Origin of the sequence: Micromonospora sp. NPDC002717 (assembly GCF_040295705.1) — a bacterium.
GTDB lineage: Bacteria > Actinomycetota > Actinomycetes > Mycobacteriales > Micromonosporaceae > Micromonospora.
The window spans coordinates 221,020-240,898 of sequence record NZ_JBEOVW010000010.1 but is presented as its reverse complement, the minus strand read 5'-3'; the positions used below and the strand labels follow the sequence as shown (position 1 = coordinate 240,898).

Annotated in this window: 18 protein-coding genes; 8 read left to right on the top strand and 10 right to left on the bottom strand. The window is 75.7% G+C overall.

The window, feature by feature from the left end; translation table 11 throughout:
- Positions 1–2 precede the first annotated feature (2 nt).
- From ABT006_RS17810 to ABT006_RS17800, 3 genes are all read right to left on the bottom strand, one after another.
- Positions 3–962 (bottom strand): DUF5715 family protein, encoded by a 960-nt coding sequence (locus tag ABT006_RS17810; protein WP_350707605.1) that lies wholly within the window; start codon positions 960–962, stop codon positions 3–5.
- 140 nt (positions 963–1,102) lie between these two features.
- Positions 1,103–1,897 carry an isocitrate lyase/PEP mutase family protein gene (locus tag ABT006_RS17805; protein ID WP_350707603.1) on the bottom strand — a complete coding sequence of 265 codons (795 nt, stop codon included), beginning with the start codon at positions 1,895–1,897 and terminating at the stop codon, positions 1,103–1,105.
- A 169-nt stretch (positions 1,898–2,066) separates the two neighbouring features.
- Positions 2,067–2,813 carry an ArsR/SmtB family transcription factor gene (locus tag ABT006_RS17800; protein WP_350707601.1) on the bottom strand — a complete coding sequence of 249 codons (747 nt, stop codon included), beginning with the start codon at positions 2,811–2,813 and terminating at the stop codon, positions 2,067–2,069.
- A 131-nt stretch (positions 2,814–2,944) separates the two neighbouring features.
- On the opposite strand from ABT006_RS17800, the gene ABT006_RS17795 reads away from it, so the two are divergent.
- Positions 2,945–5,164 carry a glycoside hydrolase family 43 protein gene (locus ABT006_RS17795; protein ID WP_350707599.1) on the top strand — a complete coding sequence of 740 codons (2,220 nt, stop codon included), beginning with the start codon at positions 2,945–2,947 and terminating at the stop codon, positions 5,162–5,164.
- A gap of 109 nt (positions 5,165–5,273) precedes the next feature.
- On the opposite strand, the gene ABT006_RS17790 is transcribed toward ABT006_RS17795, so the two are convergent.
- The 3 genes from ABT006_RS17790 to ABT006_RS17780 all read right to left on the bottom strand — a co-directional run bounded on the left by ABT006_RS17790 (position 5,274) and on the right by ABT006_RS17780 (position 7,677).
- On the bottom strand, positions 5,274–5,795 hold the full coding sequence (locus ABT006_RS17790) for a 2'-5' RNA ligase family protein (RefSeq protein ID WP_350707597.1): 522 nt from the start codon (positions 5,793–5,795) through the stop codon (positions 5,274–5,276).
- A gap of 122 nt (positions 5,796–5,917) precedes the next feature.
- The gene (locus ABT006_RS17785; protein ID WP_350681505.1) at positions 5,918–6,523 is read right to left on the bottom strand and encodes a response regulator transcription factor; all 606 of its coding nucleotides are present in this window, start codon (positions 6,521–6,523) and stop codon (positions 5,918–5,920) included.
- Entirely contained in the window at positions 6,520–7,677 is a 1,158-nt protein-coding gene (locus tag ABT006_RS17780) for a sensor histidine kinase (protein ID WP_350707596.1), read from the bottom strand. Before ABT006_RS17780 ends, ABT006_RS17785 begins: the two co-directional genes overlap by 4 nt.
- 133 nt (positions 7,678–7,810) lie before the next feature.
- On the opposite strand from ABT006_RS17780, the gene ABT006_RS17775 reads away from it, so the two are divergent.
- Both ABT006_RS17775 and ABT006_RS17770 read left to right on the top strand, forming a co-directional pair.
- Positions 7,811–8,677: a hypothetical protein gene (locus ABT006_RS17775; RefSeq protein WP_350707594.1), complete on the top strand. Its 867-nt coding sequence runs from the start codon at positions 7,811–7,813 to the stop codon at positions 8,675–8,677.
- A gap of 104 nt (positions 8,678–8,781) precedes the next feature.
- Positions 8,782–10,578 carry a DEAD/DEAH box helicase gene (locus ABT006_RS17770; RefSeq protein WP_350707592.1) on the top strand — a complete coding sequence of 599 codons (1,797 nt, stop codon included), beginning with the start codon at positions 8,782–8,784 and terminating at the stop codon, positions 10,576–10,578.
- An 83-nt stretch (positions 10,579–10,661) separates the two neighbouring features.
- Here ABT006_RS17770 and ABT006_RS17765 read toward each other — a convergent pair whose 3' ends face one another.
- Complete coding sequence (locus ABT006_RS17765; RefSeq protein ID WP_350707590.1) at positions 10,662–11,126, bottom strand: MarR family winged helix-turn-helix transcriptional regulator; 465 nt, start codon at positions 11,124–11,126, stop codon at positions 10,662–10,664.
- 55 nt (positions 11,127–11,181) lie between these two features.
- On the opposite strand from ABT006_RS17765, the gene ABT006_RS17760 reads away from it, so the two are divergent.
- Positions 11,182–11,664 (top strand): SgcJ/EcaC family oxidoreductase, encoded by a 483-nt coding sequence (locus tag ABT006_RS17760; protein WP_350707588.1) that lies wholly within the window; start codon positions 11,182–11,184, stop codon positions 11,662–11,664.
- A gap of 71 nt (positions 11,665–11,735) precedes the next feature.
- On the opposite strand, the gene lon is transcribed toward ABT006_RS17760, so the two are convergent.
- Entirely contained in the window at positions 11,736–14,072 is a 2,337-nt protein-coding gene (lon, locus tag ABT006_RS17755; protein WP_350707586.1) for an endopeptidase La, read from the bottom strand.
- A gap of 382 nt (positions 14,073–14,454) precedes the next feature.
- Between lon and ABT006_RS17750 the strand changes: the two genes are divergently transcribed.
- Together ABT006_RS17750 and ABT006_RS17745 are read left to right on the top strand one after the other, a co-directional pair.
- A complete protein-coding gene (locus ABT006_RS17750) occupies positions 14,455–14,802 on the top strand; it encodes a histone-like nucleoid-structuring protein Lsr2 (protein WP_350707584.1) in 348 nt (115 codons plus the stop codon).
- Between the two features lie 394 nt (positions 14,803–15,196).
- Positions 15,197–16,453, top strand: coding sequence for an MDR family MFS transporter (locus tag ABT006_RS17745; protein ID WP_350707582.1), 1,257 nt, complete (start codon positions 15,197–15,199; stop codon positions 16,451–16,453).
- Between the two features lie 46 nt (positions 16,454–16,499).
- Here the strand turns inward: ABT006_RS17745 and ABT006_RS17740 are convergent, their stop codons facing one another.
- Complete coding sequence (locus ABT006_RS17740) at positions 16,500–17,384, bottom strand: PDDEXK family nuclease (RefSeq protein WP_350707580.1); 885 nt, start codon at positions 17,382–17,384, stop codon at positions 16,500–16,502.
- A 156-nt stretch (positions 17,385–17,540) separates the two neighbouring features.
- Between ABT006_RS17740 and ABT006_RS17735 the strand changes: the two genes are divergently transcribed.
- Together ABT006_RS17735 and ABT006_RS17730 are read left to right on the top strand one after the other, a co-directional pair.
- Entirely contained in the window at positions 17,541–18,110 is a 570-nt protein-coding gene (locus ABT006_RS17735) for a GNAT family N-acetyltransferase (RefSeq protein WP_350707578.1), read from the top strand.
- A 40-nt stretch (positions 18,111–18,150) separates the two neighbouring features.
- Complete coding sequence (locus tag ABT006_RS17730; RefSeq protein ID WP_350707672.1) at positions 18,151–18,879, top strand: helical backbone metal receptor; 729 nt, start codon at positions 18,151–18,153, stop codon at positions 18,877–18,879.
- Between the two features lie 42 nt (positions 18,880–18,921).
- Here ABT006_RS17730 and ABT006_RS17725 read toward each other — a convergent pair whose 3' ends face one another.
- Complete coding sequence (locus ABT006_RS17725) at positions 18,922–19,806, bottom strand: TerC family protein (RefSeq protein WP_502890997.1); 885 nt, start codon at positions 19,804–19,806, stop codon at positions 18,922–18,924.
- Between the last annotated feature and the right edge of the window lie 73 nt (positions 19,807–19,879).

Genomic DNA, 19,879 nt, shown 5'->3' with positions numbered 1-19,879 from the left:
GCTCAGACCCCCATCTCGGCTTCGTACACCCGGCGCAGCCGCCGGCCGCTGGCGGGCGCGAGACACAGGTGCCACGCCTGCCCCTCGTCGACCACGTTGACCTCGCCGGCCCGCTGCCGGGCCAGCAGCAGCTCGGCGAGGGTGTCCCGGACGCCGAAGCGGCCGAACCAGGCCAGCTCGACGTCGACCGCCCAGCCCAGGCAGTGGCCGCTGGGGACCATGGCGGCGTACCCGAGGCGGCGCAGCCGGTGCTGGTGCTCGGCGCTGCGGACCAGGCTGGTCACCCACAGCGGCGGGGTGGCGGGCGGGGTGTTGGCGGCGAACTCCCGGCCGATGTCGTTGAGCAGCGCCACGACCTCCCGGCGGGCCCGCCGGAAGCGCAGCCCGGCGGTGCGCGGCGTGGCGTCGGGCCACAGTCGGCGGCGGGCCGCCCGCAGCCCGCGTCCGAACAGCGTCTTCGGCTGCTCGGTGTAGCAGAACCGGAGCAGGCCGCGGCGGCGCAGCCACTCCAGGTCGACCAGGTCGGGGCTGGCGTCGACCTGGGCGTCGGTGAGGAAGGTCGGCGCGTCCCGCCACCACATCACGTCGACGCGGGAGAGCAGGTAGATGCGGACCAGTGCGGTGAGGTCGGCGGCGGAGCTGCGCGGGTTGGGCTGGTAGCGGGCCATCTCCAGCAGCAGTGTCTCGCGGGCGCCGACGAGCCCCTGGGGGGTGGCGTCGAGCACCGCGGCGATCGCGGGCTCGCGTAGCCGGTCGTCGATCAGCACCTGCCGCGCCGCCGTGCAGGACGCCCCGGCCAGGGCGCCCACCTCGACCACCAGGTCGGCGACGGCCGCCCGGTAGGCGTCGAGGTCCGGCGGGGCGGGGCGGGGCGGCGTGCCGGGAACCCGCCGGCGGGCGCGGGCTGCGGGTGTGACGGAGGGCCCGGGCTGCTGCCCCGGACTTCGGCTGGGCACTCGCATGGTCGGGTCCTCTCTCCCGTCATGACATCACTGTGTGCATCGCCCTACGCACAACGTAACCAGGCGCGACGGGATAAGTGCGAACAATCCTCTTATCTCCTCCTAAGGGGCGGTTCCGGGGTGTGGGCGGGCACGAACGCCTAGGGCCGGGACGCGGCGCTCAACCGCTGTACCTCGGCGTACGAGGGCGGTTCCCGGTGCGGCGCGGCGCCGGACCGGACGGCGTCCAGGGCGTCCAGGGCGGCACCGAGCGCGGCCCGGAACAGCAGCGAGCCCGTGCTCACCCGGGCCACACCGAGCGCCCGCAGCTCGTCGAGGGTGGGCCCGCCCGGGCGGTACAGCACGTTCAGCGGCAGGTCGATCCCCGCGACGAGGGCGCCGACGGTGTCGGCGTCCGGCGCCGCGGGCACGAAGATCCCGTCGGCGCCGGCATCCGCGTAGGCCCTGGCCCGGGCCAGGGTCGCCGCCAGCGGGTCGGGCGTCCCCAGCCACCACGTGTCGGTGCGGGCGTTGACGAACAGGGCCGGCGCCGCGGCCTTGACGGCGGCCACCTTGGCCGCGGTCAGCGCCGGCGGGGCGAGGGTGCCGTCGGCCCGGCCGTCCTCGATGTTGATCCCGACCACCCCGAGGGCGGCCAGCTCGGCCGCCAGGTCGGCCACGGCCGCCGGGTCGTCGGCGCAGCCCGCCTCCACGTCGACGCTCAGCAGCACCGGGAGGCCGCGCAGCGCCCGGGCCAGCCGGAGGTTCTCCGCCCGGGTGGCCGCCGCCGCGTCCGGCAGTCCGGCGGCGGCGGCGACCCCGAGGCTCGTGGTGCCGACCGCCGGGTACCCGCGCGCGGCGAACGCGGCGGCGCTGGCGTGGTCCCAGGCGTTGGGCAGCAGCAGCGGCCGGTCGGCGTGGTGCAGGGCGTGGAAGGCGGCGCAGCGCTCGTTCATCGGGGTTTCCACCTCGGCACTCGTCGGGACGCGCGACAGCGCGTGCGGTTGGTACGTCACCGGGGCGGCGGCCGTCCGGCACCGGCGCCGCAGCCGGACTCCTTCGTTTCCGCCGAACCGTCGGCCCCACCGTGCGGCACGGACCCCGGGTCGGACGGACGCGAGCCGGTCAGGCTCGGCCGCCGCCGGTCTCCGGTGCGGCGGCGGGCGCCAGGTCGGCCGGGGCGAGGCCGAGCGCGGCGGCCAGCGCGGGACCGCCGGCCGGGGTCAGCCGGACGGCGCGGCCACCGCCCCGGGTGAGCCAGCCCACCTCGAAGAAGCGGTCGCACAGCGCCGCGCCCAGCGCCCCGGCCAGGTGCGGGCGACGTTCGGTCCAGTCGAGGCAGTCGCGCATCAGGGGGCGGCGGCCGGCCCGCAGCGGCGCGACCGGCACCCCGAGCCCGTCCAGCCACCCCAGCCCGGCCGGGGTCAGCGCCAGGCCGTCGGCGCCGTCGAGCAGCCCGCGGTCGAGCATCGTGTCCCGCAGCAACACGCCGAGGCGGCCGGCCAGGTGGTCGTAGCAGGTGCGGGCGTACGCCAGGGCGGCGTCGGCACGGGCGGCGCGCAGCGAGCGGACGGGCCGGGGCCGCGCCGGCGCGTGGCCGGCCAGGTCCTCGATCAGCTGGGCCACCGAGGGGCCGGCGAGCCGGACGTAGCGGTGCCGCCCCTGCCGCTGCTCGACCAGCAGACCACCCCGGACCAGGCGGGTGAGGTGGTCGCTGACGGTGGAGGGCGCCACCCCGGCGAGCCGGGCCAACTCGCCGGCCGCCCACGCCCGGCCGTCGAGCAGGGCCAGGCAGATGCGGGCGCGGGTGTCGTCGGCGAGCAGGGCGGCGAGCCGGGCCAGGGTCGGGCCGTCCGTGGCGGTGGTGGTCACGGACCCATGCTGGCACGGGCACGTTCCGGTGCCCACCGAAGCGTCGCCCGCGTCTTTACAACGTTGTATCCAACGTTGTAGAAACGGACCCGGTGATCCAGGTCGACTTCTCCCCACCCGAGGCAGGTCTGATGGGACATCTCCGCCGCGCCGGCGCGCTCGCCGCCGCCATCGGTCTGGCCCTGGCCGCGACGGCGTCCGCGCCGGCCGCCGCCGCGCCCGACCCCCGTTACCGCAACCCGGTCTCGGCCGGGTTCGCCGACACCTTCGCCGACCCGGTGGTCGTCCGTGGTGAGGACGGTTTCTGGTACGCGTACGGCACCACCGACCCGTTGCGCGAGGGCGAGGGGACCTTCCACCGGGTGCCCACCGCCCGCTCCGCCGACCTGGTCGACTGGACGTACGTCGGGGACGCCTTCGGCGCCGACCAGCGCCCGGCGTACGCGGCGCCCGGCGCCGGCTTCTGGGCCCCCGACGTGCGCCGGGTCGGCGACCGCTGGGTCATGTACGTGACCGTCACCGACACCACCGTCTCCCCCGACGGCGGCGACTTCGCCGTCGGCGCGGCCACCGCGCCCACCCCGACCGGCCCGTGGACCTTCGCCGACGAGCCCGTGGTCGCGCCCCGCCCCGGCGGTGGCGGCGGCTGGCTGTGGACCATCGACCCGAGCCAGTTCACCGACGTCGACGGCCGGCACTACCTCTACTACGGCAGCTACTACGGCGGCATCTCCGTCACCGAACTCACCCCCGACGGGCTGCGCGCCGTCGGCACGCCGACGCCGGTCGCCATCGACAACAAGTTCGAAGGCAGCCACGTGCTGCGCCGCGACGGCTGGTACTACCTGTTCGCCTCCACCGCCAACTGCTGCGCCGGCCCGGCCACCGGCTACTCCGTCCACGTCGGCCGGTCGCGCAGCCCGCGCGGCCCGTTCGTGGACCGCGACGGCATCCCGCTGACCGCCTCCCGGGCCGGCGGCACCCCCGTGCTCGCCCAGAACGGCAACCGCTGGATCGGCACCGGCCACAACGGCTTCCTGACCGACCTGTCCGGCCAGGACTGGATCGTCTACCACGCCATCGACCGGGCCGACCCGTACCTGGACGAGCCGTTCGGCATCAACGAGCGGCCGATGCTGCTCGACCGCCTCGACTGGATCGACGGCTGGCCGACGGTGAACGCCGGCGCCGGCCCGTCGGAGGGCGCGCGGCCCGCGCCGGTCACCACGGGCCGGGTGGACGAACGCTTCGACGCCGGCCTCGCCGGCTGGCGGGCCACCGCCGGGGACTGGCGGGTCGCCGACGGCCGGCTCACCGGCAGCGGCACGCTGACCGGCCGTACGACCGTCGGCGGGGACGTGCGCGCGGAGGTCGACCTGCGGCCCGCCGCCACCGGGGCCGCCGGGCTCACCCTCGGCGACCGCGTCGCGGTGCGGGTGGACGCCGCCACCGGCAGGCTGGTCGCCCGGGACGGCGCCCGCACCGCGAGCGCGCCGCTGCCCGCCGGCTTCGACGCGGCGGCCGGGCACAACCTCGCCGTCGAGGTACGCGGCCGGCAGCTCACGGCCGAGCTGAGCCCGGCCCGGCTCGGCGACCAGGTGGCGGGGCTGTCGCTGCGGCTGGACCGGCCGGTCGTCGGCCGGATCGCGCTGACCGCCACCGGCGGGAACGCCGGGTTCGACAACGTCAGCGTCGCCCGGCTGCACCGGCCGGTGCGGCACGCCGCGCCCGAGCCCCGGGCCGGCGGCCTGCTGCCGGCGTTCTCCGACGAGTTCACCGACGGACTCGACCCGGCGTGGCGGTGGGTCCGGCCGGACCCGGCGGCCACCGTGTCCGGCGGGGCGCTGCGCTGGCCCGTGCAGGGCGCCGACCTGACCGGCACCGGCAACAGCGCCGGCGTGCTGCTGCGCGACGCGCCGACGGGCGACTACGTCGTGGAGACGAAGGTGACGCTCGACCTCGGCGAGGAGACCGTGCGCAACTACCAGCAGGCCGGCCTGGTCGCCTACGTCGACGACGACCGCTTCGCCCGGCTGGCGCAGGTCGCCATCTGGAACACCCGCCAGGTCGAGTACGGCTACGAGCTGCCCTTCGCCGGCCGGCCGGTGTACGGCGGCAACATCGTCGGCACCCCGGCGACCACCACCTGGCTGCGGCTGGCGCACCGGGTCGACCCGGCCACCGGCGAGCACGAGTTCCGGGCCGGCTCCAGCCGGGACGGGCGGAACTGGACGTGGGGCGGGGTGTGGACCTTCCCGGCCGACACCACCCCGCGGATCGGGCTGGTCGCCCACGGCGGCGCCGAGCCGGCGCTCACCGCGCAGTTCGACTACGTGCGCCTCCACCGCTGAACGGGTCGGGCCCCTGCCGTCGAGGGGCGGCGGGGGCCCGCCGGCCGGAGCTTCTCGCGGCAGGGGCGGTCCAGCCTGTGCGGTCGGGCCGGTGGGTGGATGTCGCGGGTCAGCGCTCGGTGCCGCCGAGCCGGCTCACGGTCCTGCTCTCCCCGTCGTAGGTGCGCCCGGCCACGAAGGCGCCGGTGGGGCGGTCGACGCCCGCCACCGCCCGGGCGAGCCGCCGGTCGGCGTCGCGGAAGCGCAGCGCCAGGCTCAGGTGCGGCACCCAGTGCCCGGGGGCGTGCCACGGGTTCTGTCCCGTCGCCCCGGCGAGCACGTCCCAGACCGCGGCGTGCAGCGCGGCCAGTTCCCGCGACGGGCGGACCAGCCACACCAGCGGGGCGCTGCCATCGAGGACCGCGATCCGGTCCAGCCGTACCGGCAGCGGCACCGCCGCGTCGACCAGGGCGGTCAGCCGCTCCCGCGCGCCGGGCGGGAACTCGTCCACCGAGGCCAGGGTCAGGTGCGGCCGGTTCGTCGGGTGGGGGTTGCGGGTCAGGCTGGGCAGCCCCGCCTCGGCCAGCCGCTGCCACGCCCCACGCACTGCCGCCTCCAGGCCGGGCGAGCAGACCAGTTCGACCGTACGCACGCCGCCAGGCTATCCGCCGGCCCGGCCGGTGCCAGCCGCCGCCGCGCGCCGCCTCGACCCGACCGGTCGCGGGCGGTCCGGCCAGAACCAGCCGTCGACCCGACCGGTCGCGGGCGGTCCGGTCAGAGCCAACCGTTGTCCCGGGCCGTCCGCGCCGCCTCCGCACGGCTCGTCGCACCGAGCTTCTGCACCGCCGCGGCGAGGTAGTTGCGGACCGTGCCGCTGGACAGGTGGGCCCGGCGGGCGACCACCGCAACCGGGGCGCCGTCCTCGGCCAGCCGCAGCGTGTCCAGCTCGCGCGGGGTCAGCGGGCACGGCGGGATGGTCAACGCGTCGGCGGCCAGCGCCGGGTCGACGTACCGGCCGCCGGCGTGCACCCGCCGGATCACGTCGGCGAGCGCCCCGCCGGGCGCGCCCTTGGGCAGGAACCCGCGGGCCCCGGCGGTGAGCGCGCGGGCCAGGTGTGCCGGCCGACCCTGGCCGGTGAGGATCACCACCGCGCAGGACGGCAGCACCCGGGCCAGTTCGGCGGCGACCTGGAACCCGTCGGGGCCGGGCATCGCCAGGTCGACGACGGCCACGTCGGGGCGGTGCGCCAGGGCGGCGGTCACGGCGGCCCCGCCGTCGGCCGCCTGCGCCACCACCGTCAGGTCCTCCTCGAGGTCGAGCAGGGCGGCGAGGGCGGCCCGGATCAGCTCCTCGTCGTCGGCGAGCAGGACCCGGATCATGACGCCGTCGGGACGGTCGCCTCGACGGTGAAGACGCCGTCCTCCTGGTGCGTACGCAGCTCCCCGCCGGCGGCGGCCAGCCGCTCGGCCAGCCCGCGCAGGCCGTGGCTGTGCCTGTCGGGCGCGCCGGCCGCGCCCGCGCCGTCGTTGGTCACCGTCATCCGCGCCACGTCCGCCTCCTGGTCGATCTCGATCCGGCACCAGCCGGCCCGGCTGTGCCGCAGCACGTTGGTGCCGGCCTCGCGCAGCACCGCCGCGAGCTGGGCGGCCGCCTCCGCCGGCAGCTCGCCGGCGGGCGGCACCACGGTGCACCGCACCCCGGAGGAGCGCAGCACCTGCCCGACCGCGGCGACCTGCTCGGCGAGGTCGACGCGACGGTAGCCGTGCACCGTGCGGCGCAGCTCGGTCAGCGCGGTGGCGGCCAGCCGCTGCGCCTCGGCCGCCTCCCGGCCGGCCCGCTCCGCGTCGGTCGCCGCGAGCCGGGCGGCGAGTTCGGCCTTCAGCGCGATGACGGTGAGGTGGTGCCCGAGCAGGTCGTGCACGTCGCCGGCGAAGCGCAGCCGCTCCTGCGCGGCCGCGAGGCTCGCCTGGGCGACCTGCCCTCGGCCGGCCTGCACCAGCAGCTCCCAGAACCACACCTGGAATCCGTTCACCGCGGCGATGCCGAGGCCGACGCCGCCGCTGATCACCAGGGACCGACCCATGGGCGTCCCGGTCGCCGTCGCCACCGCCGCGGCGACCGGCAGGGTGACGGCCGCCACGGGAACCACCATCCGCAACCGGGCGACCAGTGGCACCGCGCCGACGACCGCCGCGCCCAGCCAGGCCCAGGTGGGCCACGCCCCGGCGGCGACCGGCGCCACCAGCGGGACGCTCAGCACCGCCACGCCGGCGAACGCCACGCGGCACCGGCGGCGGACCCGGTCCGCCACGTCCGGTGTCACGGTCGCGTACAGGGCCACGGCCAGCACCACGGCGACCGCGGCGAGCCCGACCGCACCGAGCGCCACCCGCAGGCCCGACGGCTCCCGGGTCAGCCCGACCGCGGGCAGGAACAGGCCGGAGGCCACCCCGGTGGCGAGGGACGCCGTCGCGCCGGCCCGGGCCCGGCGCAGACGCCGGTCCGGTCCGGACACCGTCGGGTCGAACGCCACGGTCCGAATGGTAGGGCGCGGCGGCGGCCCACCGCCGTACGCGGGACGCACGGATCGGCGGTGCGTTCCGCACGGTCGACCGGTGACACGGCGCGGGTGTCCGGCGCGCCCGCCCGCCCGCAGGCTCGATGGCATGACGGAGACGACGACGAACGCCAACCCGACGGCACCGCACGTCGGTCACGCGCGACCGCGCGCCGCCCTGCTGCGGCACCTGCTGGAGATGGCACTGGCCATGATCGCCGGGATGCTGCTGCTCGGGCCGCTCCGCGCGGCCGTGGGCACCTCGCTCGGCTTCTCCCCCGACCTCGGACGGGCCGACGTCGGCGCCGTGCTGATGGCGACGGACATGAGCGTCGGCATGGCGGTGTGGATGCGGTACCGGAGGCACTCCTGGGCTGCCGTCGGGGAGATGACCGCGGCGATGTACCTGCCGGTCCTGGTGCTGTTCGTACCGTTCCGGGCCGGGCTGGTCGGCGCCGACGCCCTGCTCCTCGGCAGCCACCTGCTGATGCTCCCGGCGATGGCGCTCGCGGTGCTGCGCCGACGCGCCGAGTACGCCCGGCACCCGGCCGCCGACCGCCCGGTCCCGCGGCACCGTCTGGTCGCGGCGCTGGCGCGCCGCTGGCCGACGGGGCTCGCGCTGCTGATGACGCTGGACATGCTCCTCGACCCGTGGGTGCCCCCGGCGCCGTTCCTGCTGGCGCTGCCGGCGGCCTACCTGCTCATCGGCGCGGCACGGCGGCAGTTGGGCGAGCGCCGGATGCTCGTCCTCCAGTTGGCCGGGCTGGCCGGCTGGGCGGCGGTGGCGTTGGTCGCCACCGTGGTCGACGGCCGGCTGGCGGGCTGGCTGGTGGCCGCCGGCTGGCTCGGACACGCGGCCTGGGACGTGGTGCACCACCGCGCGAACCGGGTCGTCCCGCGCGGCTACGCCGAGTGGTGCGCGGTCATCGACACGGTCGTCGCGCTCGCCGTCGTGCTGGCCCTGCTGACCCGCTGATCCGGGGCGGGGTGGGTCGCCGGCACGGGGCGGCGACCCACCCCGGGCGGGCTGTTGTGCCGGTCGCCGGAACCGCCGGCCGGTGATGATGAAAAGCTTGCCGCATGAGTTCCGCACCCGTACGGCACGACCCACCGACCGACCCCTCCCGGGACGCCTCCGACGAGGTGACCGCCTTCGCGGATCTCGGACTGCGCGCCGAACTGCTGGGCGCGTTGTCCGCCCTCGGCTACGAGGAGCCCACGCCGATCCAGCGGGAGGCGATCCCTCCCCTGCTGGCCGGTCGGGACCTGCTCGGGCAGGCGGCCACCGGTACGGGCAAGACCGCCGCGTTCGCCCTGCCGCTGCTGCAGCGGATGCCCGACGAGCGGCCCGGCGACCCGGTGGCGCTGGTGCTGGTCCCGACCCGGGAGCTGGCGGTGCAGGTGTCGGAGGCGTTCCACCGCTACGGCAAGGACCTGGGCACCCGGGTGCTGCCCATCTACGGCGGCCAGCCGATCGGCCGACAGCTGCGCGCCCTGGACATGGGCGTGGACGTGGTGGTGGCGACCCCGGGCCGGGCGCTGGACCACATCGCCCGGGGCACGCTCAACCTGGGCTCGCTGGCCACGGTCGTGCTCGACGAGGCCGACGAGATGCTCGACATGGGCTTCGCCGAGGACATCGAGGCGATCCTGGAGCACACGCCCGCGCAGCGGCAGACGGTGTTGTTCTCGGCGACGATGCCGGCGCGGATCGACGGGCTGGCCCGCCAGCACCTGACCGACCCGGTGCGCATCCTCATCGCCCGGGAGCAGCCGGTGGCCGGCGAGGCGCCCCGGGTGCGGCAGAGCGCGTACATCGTCGCCCGGGCGCACAAGCCGGCGGCGCTGGGCCGGGTGCTGGACGTCGAGTCCCCCACCGCGGCGATCGTCTTCTGCCGCAGCCGGGAGGAGGTCGACCGGCTCACCGAGACCATGAACGGCCGGGGCTACCGGGCCGAGGCGCTGCACGGCGGGATGAGCCAGGAGCAGCGCGACCGGGTGATGGGCCGGCTGCGCACGGGCACCGCGGACCTGCTGGTGGCCACCGACGTGGCCGCCCGCGGCCTCGACGTCGAGCAGCTCACCCACGTCGTCAACTACGACGTGCCGTCGGCCCCCGAGTCGTACGTGCACCGGATCGGCCGGGTGGGCCGCGCCGGGCGGGAGGGCGTGGCGATCACCCTCGCCGAGCCGCGCGAGCACCGGATGCTCAAGACCATCGAGCGGGTCACCGGCCAGCGGATCACCATCGACAAGATCCCGACGGTGGCGGACATGCGCACCCGGCGGCTGGAGCTGACCCAGGGCGCGCTGCGGGAGAGCCTGCTGGAGGACGACCTCGACCCGTACCGGGCGATCGTGGAGTCGTTGACCGACGAGTTCGACCTGGTGGAGGTGGCGCTCGCGGCGGTGAAGCTGGCGCACGAGGCGACCTCGCCGGGCGCCGAGGACGAGGAGGAGATCCCGCAGGTCCCGGTCCGGGGCCCGCGCGAGGGGCGGCCGGAGGGCGGCGGCCGGGGCGAGCGGCGCGGCGGCGGCCGGCCCCGCACCGGCGGCACCACGCAGGTCTTCATCGGCCTCGGCCGGCGTGCCGGGGTCCGCCCGCAGGACCTGGTCGGCGCGATCACCGGCGAGACGAGGGTCAGCGGCCGGGACATCGGCTCGATCGAGATCGCCGACCGGTTCTCGCTGGTGGAGGTGCCCTACGCCGTGGCCGACGAGGTGATCGCGGGGCTGCGCGGCAGCACGATCAAGGGCCGCAAGGCGACCGTACGCCGGGATCGTGACGGTGACGGCGGCGGCGAGCGCCGCTTCGACGGGGCCGATCGGCGCGAGCGCCGCGACCGCGACTTCGGCGACCGGCGCGACCGGCGCTGACGACGGCGAGCCACCGTCCCCACCGGCACTGACGCACCGAGGCCCCCGCTGTTGGCGGGGGCCTCGTCGCATCCGCGCAGCGGTCAGTCGGCCGGCTCCGTGGCCACCCGTTCGGCGTGCTCCTGCTGCACGGCGCGAGCGGTGGTGAGGAAGTCGACGATCGTCTCGAGCTGTCCGTGGTCGTACCGCGTCAGCGCCCGCAGGCCGGCCTCGCCGACCGGCCGGTAGATCCTCCGCTCGGCCGCCCGGGCCGCCTCGGTCGCCTCGACCAGCACCCGACGCCGGTTGGCGGCGTCCCGGGTACGCGCCACCAGGCCGACCCGTTCCAGCCGGTCGATGACGGTGGTGGTGGCCGCCGGGCTGAGCCGCAGCGCCGCCGTCAACTCGCCGGCCGTCACCGGCCCGCGGCCGAGGACGACGTCCAGCGCCCGCAGATCCGTCCGGTTGATCCCCAGCCGGCCGGCCGCCGCCTCGTCGAAGGCGTCGAAGCTCTGCTGCAGCAGCCGGATCTCGCGGGCCACGTGGTACACCAGCTCACTTTTCGACATTCGAATCTTTCTGCTAGTTTAGATTTCGACAGTCGAACTTTAGCAGGGAGCGACCATGACCGAGAACGACCGCAGGGAGATCCGCGAGCTGTTCGACCGGCTGCTAGAGGCGTGGACCGACAACGACGCGGTCGCGTACGGCGCCTGCTTCACCGAGGACTCCGACTACGTGTCGTACGACGGCACCCGGGCGGCCGGGCGGGCACCGATGCAGGACGCGCACGACCGGCTCTTCCGGGGCGTACTCGCCGGATCGGCGCTGGTCGGCGAGGTGGAGTCGATCCGGGCGGTGACCGCCGACGTGGCCGTCGTGCACGGCACCGGCTCGGTGCTGATGCCCTGGCGCACCCGGCTGCCCCGGCGCCGGCTGTCCCGCCAGACCCTGGTCGCCGTGCGGACGCCGGCCGGGTGGCGGTTCACCGCGCTGCACAACGGTCGGGTCCGCCCGATCGGGATCCCCGCGCCCGACTCCGCACCGGCCCGGCTGTCCCGCACGATGGGGCGGTACGCCCGACGGCTCGGGCTGGGACGCGCCTGACCGGCGGGACCCGCACACGCGGCGGCCCCCGGCGCCCACAGGGCGTCGGGGGCCGCTGGGTGACGCGCCGGTCAGGCCGCGGTCAACGCCTGGCCGCCCAGGGCGTCCGCGTCGACGTCGGCGGGGCGCAGCGCCAGGGCGAGCACGTCGGCGACGTCGGCGAGGGTGTGGACCGTCAGCGCCTCACGGACCTCGGCCGGCAGGTCGTCGAGGTCCGGCTCGTTGCGGGCCGGAATGATCACCTCGGTCAGGCCGGCCCGGTGGGCGGCGAGCAGCTTCTGCTTCACCCCGCCGATGGGCAGCACCCGGCCGGAGAGGGTCACCTCGCCGGTCATCCCGAACTCGGGCCGCACCGGCCGGCCGGCGGCCAGCGAGGCGAGGGCGGTGGCCATGGTGATGCCGGCGCTGGGGCCGTCCTTGGGCACCGCGCCCGCCGGCACGTGCAGGTGGATCCGCCGCCCGGCGAGGGCGTTCGGGTCCAGCCCGAGCCGGCGCCCGTTGGAGCGCAGGTACGACAGCGCGATGTGCGCGGACTCCTTCATCACGTCGCCGAGCTGGCCGGTCAGGGTCAGCCCCGGCTCGCCCTCCATGCTGGTGGCCTCGATGAAGAGCACGTCGCCGCCGGCGCCGGTGACGGCCAGGCCGGTCGCCACGCCGGGCACCGCCGTCCGCTCCGCCGACTCCGGGGTGAACTTCGGCCGCCCGAGGTAGGTGGCGAGGTTGTCGGCGTCGACGCGGACCGGCGCCGGGTCGGTGGCCAGGGCCACCGCGACCTTGCGGAGGATCTTCGCCAGCGACCGTTCGAGCTGGCGCACGCCGGCCTCCCGGGTGTACTCGCCGGCGATCCGGGCGAGGGCGTCGTCGCCGACGCCGACCTCCTCGACGGTCAACCCGGCCCGCTCCCGCTGCCGGGGCAGCAGGTGGTCCCGGGCGATGGCGACCTTCTCCTCCTCGGTGTACCCGTCCAGGGTGACCAGCTCCATCCGGTCCAGCAGCGGGCCGGGGATGGTCTCCACCACGTTGGCGGTGGCCAGGAAGAGCACGTCGGAGAGGTCGAGGTCGACCTCCAGGTAGTGGTCGCGGAAGGTGTGGTTCTGCGCCGGGTCGAGCACCTCCAGCAGGGCGGCGGCCGGGTCGCCGGAGTAGCCGACGGCCAGCTTGTCGACCTCGTCGAGGAGCACGACCGGGTTCATCGAGCCGGCCTCGCGCAGGGCCCGCACGATCCGGCCGGGCAGCGCGCCGACGTACGTGCGGCGGTGGCCCCGGATCTCGGCCTCGTCGCGGACGCCGCCGAGGGAGACCCGGACGAAGTTGCGGCCGAGCGCGCGGGCGACCGACTCGCCGAGGCTGGTCTTGCCGACGCCGGGCGGGCCGGCGAGGGCGAGCACCGCGCCGGAGCCGCGGCCACCGACGACGCCGAGGTTCCGCTCGGCGCGCCGGTTGCGCACCGCGAGGTACTCCAGGATGCGGTCCTTCACGTCGGCCAGGCCGGCGTGGTCGGCGTCGAGCACCGCGCGGGCCGCGGCCAGGTCGGTGTTGTCCTCGGTACGGGTGCCCCACGGCATCTCCAGCACCGTGTCGAGCCAGGTGCGGATCCAGCCCGCCTCCGGGGAGGCGTCGCTGGCCCGCTCCAGCTTGCCGACCTCGCGCAGCGCCGCCTCGCGGACCTTCTCGGGCAGGTCGGCAACCTCGACGCGGGCCCGGTAGTCGGCGGAGCCGTCCGGTTCGTCCTCGCCGAGCTCCTTGCGGATGGCGGCGAGCTGCTGGCGCAGCAGGAACTCCCGCTGGGACTTCTCCAGCCCCTCGCGGACGTCGGTGTTGATCTGCTCGGCGATCTCCTGCTCGGCCAGGTGGTCCTTCACCCAACCGACGAGCAGTTCCAGCCGGGCGGTGACGTCCGGCGCGGCGAGCAGCTCGGTCTTCTGGGCGAGGCTGAGCCAGGAGACGTAGCCGGCGGAGTCGGCCAGCTCGGAGAGGTCGGTCATCCGCTCGATCGCGTCGATGACCTGCCAGGCGCCGCGCTGCTGGAGCACGGACGTCATCAGGGCGCGGTACTCGCGGGCGAGTTCGCGGGCGCGGCCGGCGGGGGCCGGTTCGTCGAGTTCGGTGGCCTCGACCCAGAGGGCGGCGCCGGGTCCAGGAACGCCGGAGCCGATCCGGGCGCGGGAGAGGCCGCGGACGACGGCGGCCGGTTCGCCGCTGGGCAGCCGGCCGACCTTCTCGATGGTGGCGACCGCGCCGACGGGGCCGTACTCGCCGTCGAGGCGGGGCACGGCGAGGAGGGTGCCCTCGCCGGTGGCGCGGGCCGCGTCGACAGCGGCCTGGGTGGTGGGGTCGAGGGTCACCGGGATGACCATGCCGGGCAGCAGCACGGCGTCGGTCAGGGGCAGTACCGGAAGAGTTGCCATCGAACACCTGCTATCGCGTTGAGTTGAGCGTGTCCAACTCAAGTAACAAAGCGTTCCCCTTGTTCCCACTGTGACCCAGACCACTTCCCCGCGCCGCCGGCCGCGTCGGGAGCAGGCCGGTCGACGCGGCGAAGTCGACGAGCCGATTCCGGACACGGGACACGGGGACCAGGGTGCGGGTCTCCAGCCGGGCCGAGGCCGCGGCGCCCGCCGGCCACGCCGGCACGCTGGGCGACCGAACTCCCCGCCTTTGCGCCGGCCGCGCCGATTTCCCGCGATAACGCGACCCGCCGAAATGAAAAACGACGCGTATTCTTGCGCAATTGCCGTGGGATAGGTCAAACTTTGACCACACCCCGCCCCACACAGGGAGTAATTGGCGATGGCGAGAAAAGTAATCACTGTTCTGACCGACGACCTCGACGGCGGAAAGGCCGACCGGACCGTCGAGTTCAGTCTGGACGGCGTGGCGTACACCATCGACGTCTCCGACGAGAACGCGGGCGTGCTGCGGAAAGCTCTCGACCCGTACATCAGCGCTGGCCGGCGGATCGGGCGCGGCACCGTCGACGTCGGGCGGGCACCCCGCCGGGCGGGCGCCCAGGGCGGCGCGGGAATGGACCGGGAGCAGAACCGGGCCATCCGGGAATGGGCCGTCAAGAACGGCTACAAGATTTCCGAGCGCGGCCGCATCCCGGTCGAGGTCGCCGAGGCGTACAAGAACCGCTGACCTGGCGCCGGGTTCACGCTCGCGTCCACGCGGGGTCACGCTGCGGAATCAGCGGGGCCCCGCCGGTCTTTTCCCACGGCCGTCCATTCGCACGGCCCGCGTCCGGCGGCGGACGCATTCGCGGGCGGCGCATTCGCCGAGCCGCCCCGACGGGTCGCCGGGCGACCCCCGAGTGGCCGCGCCGGGGGATTCCCGCGACCGCACGAAAACCTGATCCGGCCGAGGACCGGCGACCCACCGGGCGACGAAGGGGCAGGTGGTGACCCGGGCGGCTCCGGCCGCACGTGATCATCACCACGATTCGTGCCCGCGCGACCCGAGACCGTCGCACCCCCCGAGTGTAATGAGCGACAGCTTTGTCGGGCATTACGCAAACGCATCTCGGGGGTGGCGGATGACGCGCTGGTGGAGCCAGACGGCCGGCGGGTTGCCCCGCACGTTCTGGTACCTCTGGACGGCCACGCTGATCAACCGGCTGGGCAGCTTCGTCGCCATCTACCTCGGCGTCTACCTGGTCTCGGTGCGGGGCTTCAGCCCCGCGTACGCCGGAGTGGTGATCGGGTTGCACGGGGCCGGCAGCGCGGCGGGGAGCGTGCTCGGCGGGGTCGTCGCGGACCGGTGGGGGCGGCGGCCGGCGATGCTGGTCGGCAACGTGGCCGCCGCCGTGGCGGCGGTGTCGCTGGGCCTGAGCGACCACCCCACGGCGGTCGCGGCGCTCACCCTCCTGCTCGGGCTCTTCCTCGGCGTCGCCCGGCCGGCCTTCACCGCCACCATCATCGACGTGGTGGGCGAGCGGGACCGGCTGCGCGCCCTGACGCTCAACTACTGGGCGATCAACATCGGGTTCGCCGTCGCCGCGACCGTCGCCGGCCTGCTGGTCCGCGCCGATCCGCTGCTGCTGTTCGTGGTCAACGCGGCGGTGCTGCTCGGCACCGCCGCGCTGATCGGGTTGAAGGTGCCCGAGTCGCGCCCCGCCCCGGTCACCGTCGGGCAGTTCACCCGCGCCGACTCCGGCGGGCTCGGCACCGTGCTGCGCGACCGGGTCTTCCTGACCTTCACCGCCCTCACCGGGCTGGCCTGGCTCTGCATCCAGGGCAGCGTGATGCTCCCCGTCGCGTTGCAGGCCGACGGCCTGCCGGCGTCGGCGTACGGGCCGGTCATCGCGGTCAACGGGCTGATGATCGTGCTGGGGCAACTCTTCGTGCCCCGGCTGGTCGGCCGCTTCGACCGGTCCCGCACCATCGCCGTCGCCGTCGTGGTGGTCGGCGCCGGCTTCGCGCTGACCGCGCTGGCCGACGCGGTGTGGTTCTACGCGTTCACGGTCGCCGTCTGGACACTCGGCGAGATGCTGATGACCCCCGCGAACTCGGCGCTGACGGCGGACCTGTCGCCAGCGGCGCAGCGCGGCCGCTACCAGGGGGTCTACTCGCTCGGCTACGCCTTCGCCAGCTTCGCCGGGCCGACCCTCGGCGGGCTGGTCGCCGCCCGGTTCTCCACCGACGCCCTCTGGCTGGGCCTGTTCGGTCTGGCCCTGCTGGTGGCCGCCGGCAACCTCCTCGCGGTCCGCCCCCGGGCCAGGCGGATCGAGGCCCTGCGGGCCGATGCCACCCCGACCGCCGCCCCCGGCCGGACGGCGGCAGCGCTGGCCTGACGACGGCCGGGGCCGCCGGGGTACGCCCGTGCGGCGCCGGGGCGGGTCAGTCCGCGCAGAGGTGCGCGAAGGCGAACCCGTGTGCCATCTCGTCGCGCCGCGATTCGAGCCGCCGGATGTCGGCGAGCAGTTCCTCGCGGGGCGTCAGGACCGGCTCGGCCGTCTCCAGCTCGCGCAGCCGCTGGCCGACGGCCATCGCCGCCAGGTCCTCGGCCAGGCGGGCCGGGTCCACGCCGGCGGAGACCCGCTGCTCGTGCACCGTCACCCGCTCCACGAGGCAGGCGCCGGGACGCACCTCGACCCAGCTCCACCCCTCGGCCGGCCCGCCCCGCCAGCTCAGGTGCAGCCCCCGGACGATCGGGTCCACCAGCCCCCGCGACACGTACGCGTCGACCGCCGCGGCCCGGGCCAGCGCGCCGAGGTCGTTGACGTGGCCCGTCCGCCCGTCGGGCAGCCGGCCGAAGATGTCGCGGAACCCGAGCGGGGGCACGTCCCCCGCCTCCGGCTCCCCCGCACCGAGCGCCGCGTAGGCGCGGGCGTCGATCACGTACGTCACGATCCGCCGCCCGTGCTCGTCGGCGCGCAGCGTGGGCGACCCGATCCGCAGCACCGCCAGGCCGACCGCCTCGGCGACCACGTTCTTCATCCGCTCGGCGCGCTGCCCGGCGGAGCCGGCGGGCGCGACCGGGCCGACCTCGACGGCGAAGACCGGCCGGGCCGTGTCGGCGGCGCAGACGACGAAGTCGTAGCCCTCCCGGGTGGCCGTGCTCCACTGGTGGCCGGTGATGCCGCTCGGCCGCCGGTGTGTGAGTTCGCCGAGGCGACGGGCGCCGTACACGAGCTGGCCGGCCCGGGTGAGCAGCGGGCCGCGACCGCCGTCCCCGGTCACCGCGCGCAGCCAGGAACCGTCCCCGCCACCGGTGCTCGTCATCCGTGTGATCCGTCCTGCCGTCGCCCCCGGGCCGACTCGTCGGCCCGGGGGCGAGTCTAGGCCGTCGATCATGGACGGAGCCGGGGTGGTGCGGCGGGGGCGGCACGGGCGGGGAATTCGGTTGAGCCGGCCGGGGCCGCCCGGTGGGATGGGCCGGTGACGCCCTTCCTGAGCACCGACCGGCTGGTGCTGCGCGAGTTCACCCCCGACGACGCGGAACTCCTCGTCGAGCTGGACGGCGACCCCGAGGTGATGCGATACCTCACCGGCGGGCGTCCCACCCCGCCGGAGGTGGTCCGGGAGCGCACCCTGCCCCGGATCCTCGCCCACTACCGGCGGCCGCCGGGGCTGGGCTGGTGGGCGGCCGTGGGCCGGGGGTCGGGCGAGTTCCTGGGCTGGTTCGAGTTCCGCCCGACCCGCGACGGCGACGCCCGCGAGGTGGAGCTGGGCTACCGCCTGCGCCGGGCGGCCTGGGGCGGCGGCCTCGCCACCGAGGGCTGCCGGGCGCTGGTCGACAAGGGCTTCACCGAGCTGGGCGTGGAACGGGTCACCGCGAACACGATGACCGTCAACGCGGCCTCCCGCCGGGTGATGGAGAAGTCCGGGCTGCGCTTCGTGCGCACGTACGTCGGGGACTGGCCGGAGATGATCGACGGGGCGGAGCACGGCGAGGTCGAGTACGCGCTGACCCGGCAGGAGTGGCTGGCGCCCGCCGCTGGGGCATGATCGAGCGTGGCGGTTGTCGACAGGCGGAGCGGGGGTGCGCGTGCGGGTCGTGTCGCTGGTGCCGTCGCTGACCGAGGCGGTGGCGCTGACCCTGCCCCACCTGCTGGTCGGGGCCACCGACTGGTGCACCCACCCGGCGGGGCTGGACGTGGCGCGGGTCGGTGGCAGCAAGTACCCCGACCTGGACCGGGTGCTCGCGCTACGGCCGGACGTGGTGCTGCTCAACGTCGAGGAGAACCGCCGCGTCGACGCCGAGGCCCTGGCCGCGGCCGGCGTGCCGGTGCGGGTCACCTACCCGCGGACCGTCGACGAGGCGCTGACCGAGCTGGGCGACCTGCTCCGCGAGCTGGGCGCGCCGGCGGAGCCGGAGTGGCTGGCGGCGGCCCGCCGGGCGTGGGCCGCCGCGCCGGCGGTCGGGCCGCCCCGCCGGGCGGTGGTGCCGGTCTGGCGTCGCCCGTGGGTGGTGCTGGGCGCCGACACGTTCGCCGGGGACGTGCTGCGCCGACTCGGCGTCACCAACCTGTACGCCGACGACGCCGAACGTTATCCCCGACCGAGTCTCGACGAGCTGCGCGCCCGCGAGCCGGAGCTGGTGGTGCTGCCGGACGAGCCGTACCGGTTCACCGCCGACGACGGGCCGGAGGCGTTTCCCGGCGTCCCGTGCGCGCTGCTCTCCGGGCGGCACCTGACCTGGTACGGCCCGTCCCTGGCCGAGGCGCCCGCCCTGCTGTCCGCCCAGCTCGCCGACCCGGTCGTCCGGCCGGGCTGACTGCCCGGGCACGTCGCCCGGCCGGTCGACGCGCCGGTCGGGTCAGGAGCCCGCGTGCCGGCGCTCCCGACGGGCGGCGAGCACGCTCCAGCCGATCGCGACCGACAGGGTCAGCACCACCACCGCGAGGGTGAGCCAGACCGGCAGCTTCCCCACCGGCGTCTCGGACAGGATCAGCTTCGCCCCGGCGAAGGCCAGCAGGACGGCCAGCCCGTACCGCAGGTAGCTGAAGTGCCGCAGCAGCCCGGCCAGGCAGAAGTAGAGACTGCGCAGCCCGAGCACGGCGAACGCCGTCGCCGTCCAGACCAGGAACGTGTCGGTGGTGATGGCCAGGATCGCCGCCACCGAGTCGATCGCGAAGACCACGTCGGTGGCCTCGATCGCGATCAGGGCGACCAGCAGCAGGGTGGCCCTGCGCCGGCCGTCGACCCGGACGGTGAACCGGCCGCCGTGGTAGCGCGGCTCGGTGGGGACCAGCCGCCGGAACAACCGGACCGCGACGTTGCGGTCCGGTTCGACGTCCGGCTCGCCGCGCACCGCGAGCCGCCACCCGGTCCAGACCAGGAAGGCGCCGAGCACGACCCCGGCCCAGGCCAGCCGCTCCAGCAGCGCGGCACCGGCGAAGATGAAGGCCAGCCGGAACGCGAGGGCCCCGACGACCCCCCAGAAGAGCACCTTGTGCTGGTAACCGGCGGGCACCCGGAAGTAGCCGAACAGCAGCGCGAAGACGAAGACGTTGTCGACCGAGAGCGCCTTCTCCAGCAGGTAGCCGGAGAAGTACGCCACGGCCGGATCGCCGCCCCGCCAGAGCCAGACCAGCAGGCCGAAGGTGAGCCCGGCGGTGATCCAGACGCCGCTCCACACCAGCGCCTCGCGCAGCTCGATCACGTGGTTGTCGCGGTGGGAGAGCAGGTCCACGGCCAGCATGACGGTGATGACCGCGCCCACCGCCGCCCAGGCCCACAGCGGCGCCGCGAACGTCGCCTCGTCCACCCGGCGC

Bases quoted from the DNA above. Each gene is read 5' to 3' on its own strand.
- ABT006_RS17765 (WP_350707590.1), bottom strand. From the start codon at position 11,126: ATGTCGAAAAGTGAGCTGGTGTACCACGTGGCCCGCGAGATCCGGCTG.
- lon (WP_350707586.1), bottom strand. From the start codon at position 14,072: ATGGCAACTCTTCCGGTACTGCCCCTGACCGACGCCGTGCTGCTGCCC.
- ABT006_RS17810 (WP_350707605.1), bottom strand. From the start codon at position 962: ATGCGAGTGCCCAGCCGAAGTCCGGGGCAGCAGCCCGGGCCCTCCGTC.
- ABT006_RS17750 (WP_350707584.1), top strand. From the start codon at position 14,455: ATGGCGAGAAAAGTAATCACTGTTCTGACCGACGACCTCGACGGCGGA.
- ABT006_RS17775 (WP_350707594.1), top strand. From the start codon at position 7,811: ATGACGGAGACGACGACGAACGCCAACCCGACGGCACCGCACGTCGGT.
- ABT006_RS17805 (WP_350707603.1), bottom strand. From the start codon at position 1,897: ATGAACGAGCGCTGCGCCGCCTTCCACGCCCTGCACCACGCCGACCGG.
- ABT006_RS17745 (WP_350707582.1), top strand. From the start codon at position 15,197: ATGACGCGCTGGTGGAGCCAGACGGCCGGCGGGTTGCCCCGCACGTTC.
- ABT006_RS17740 (WP_350707580.1), bottom strand. From the start codon at position 17,384: ATGACGAGCACCGGTGGCGGGGACGGTTCCTGGCTGCGCGCGGTGACC.
- ABT006_RS17795 (WP_350707599.1), top strand. From the start codon at position 2,945: ATGGGACATCTCCGCCGCGCCGGCGCGCTCGCCGCCGCCATCGGTCTG.
- ABT006_RS17725 (WP_502890997.1), bottom strand. From the start codon at position 19,806: ATGCTGGCCGTGGACCTGCTCTCCCACCGCGACAACCACGTGATCGAG.
- ABT006_RS17760 (WP_350707588.1), top strand. From the start codon at position 11,182: ATGACCGAGAACGACCGCAGGGAGATCCGCGAGCTGTTCGACCGGCTG.
- ABT006_RS17785 (WP_350681505.1), bottom strand. From the start codon at position 6,523: ATGATCCGGGTCCTGCTCGCCGACGACGAGGAGCTGATCCGGGCCGCC.
- ABT006_RS17770 (WP_350707592.1), top strand. From the start codon at position 8,782: ATGAGTTCCGCACCCGTACGGCACGACCCACCGACCGACCCCTCCCGG.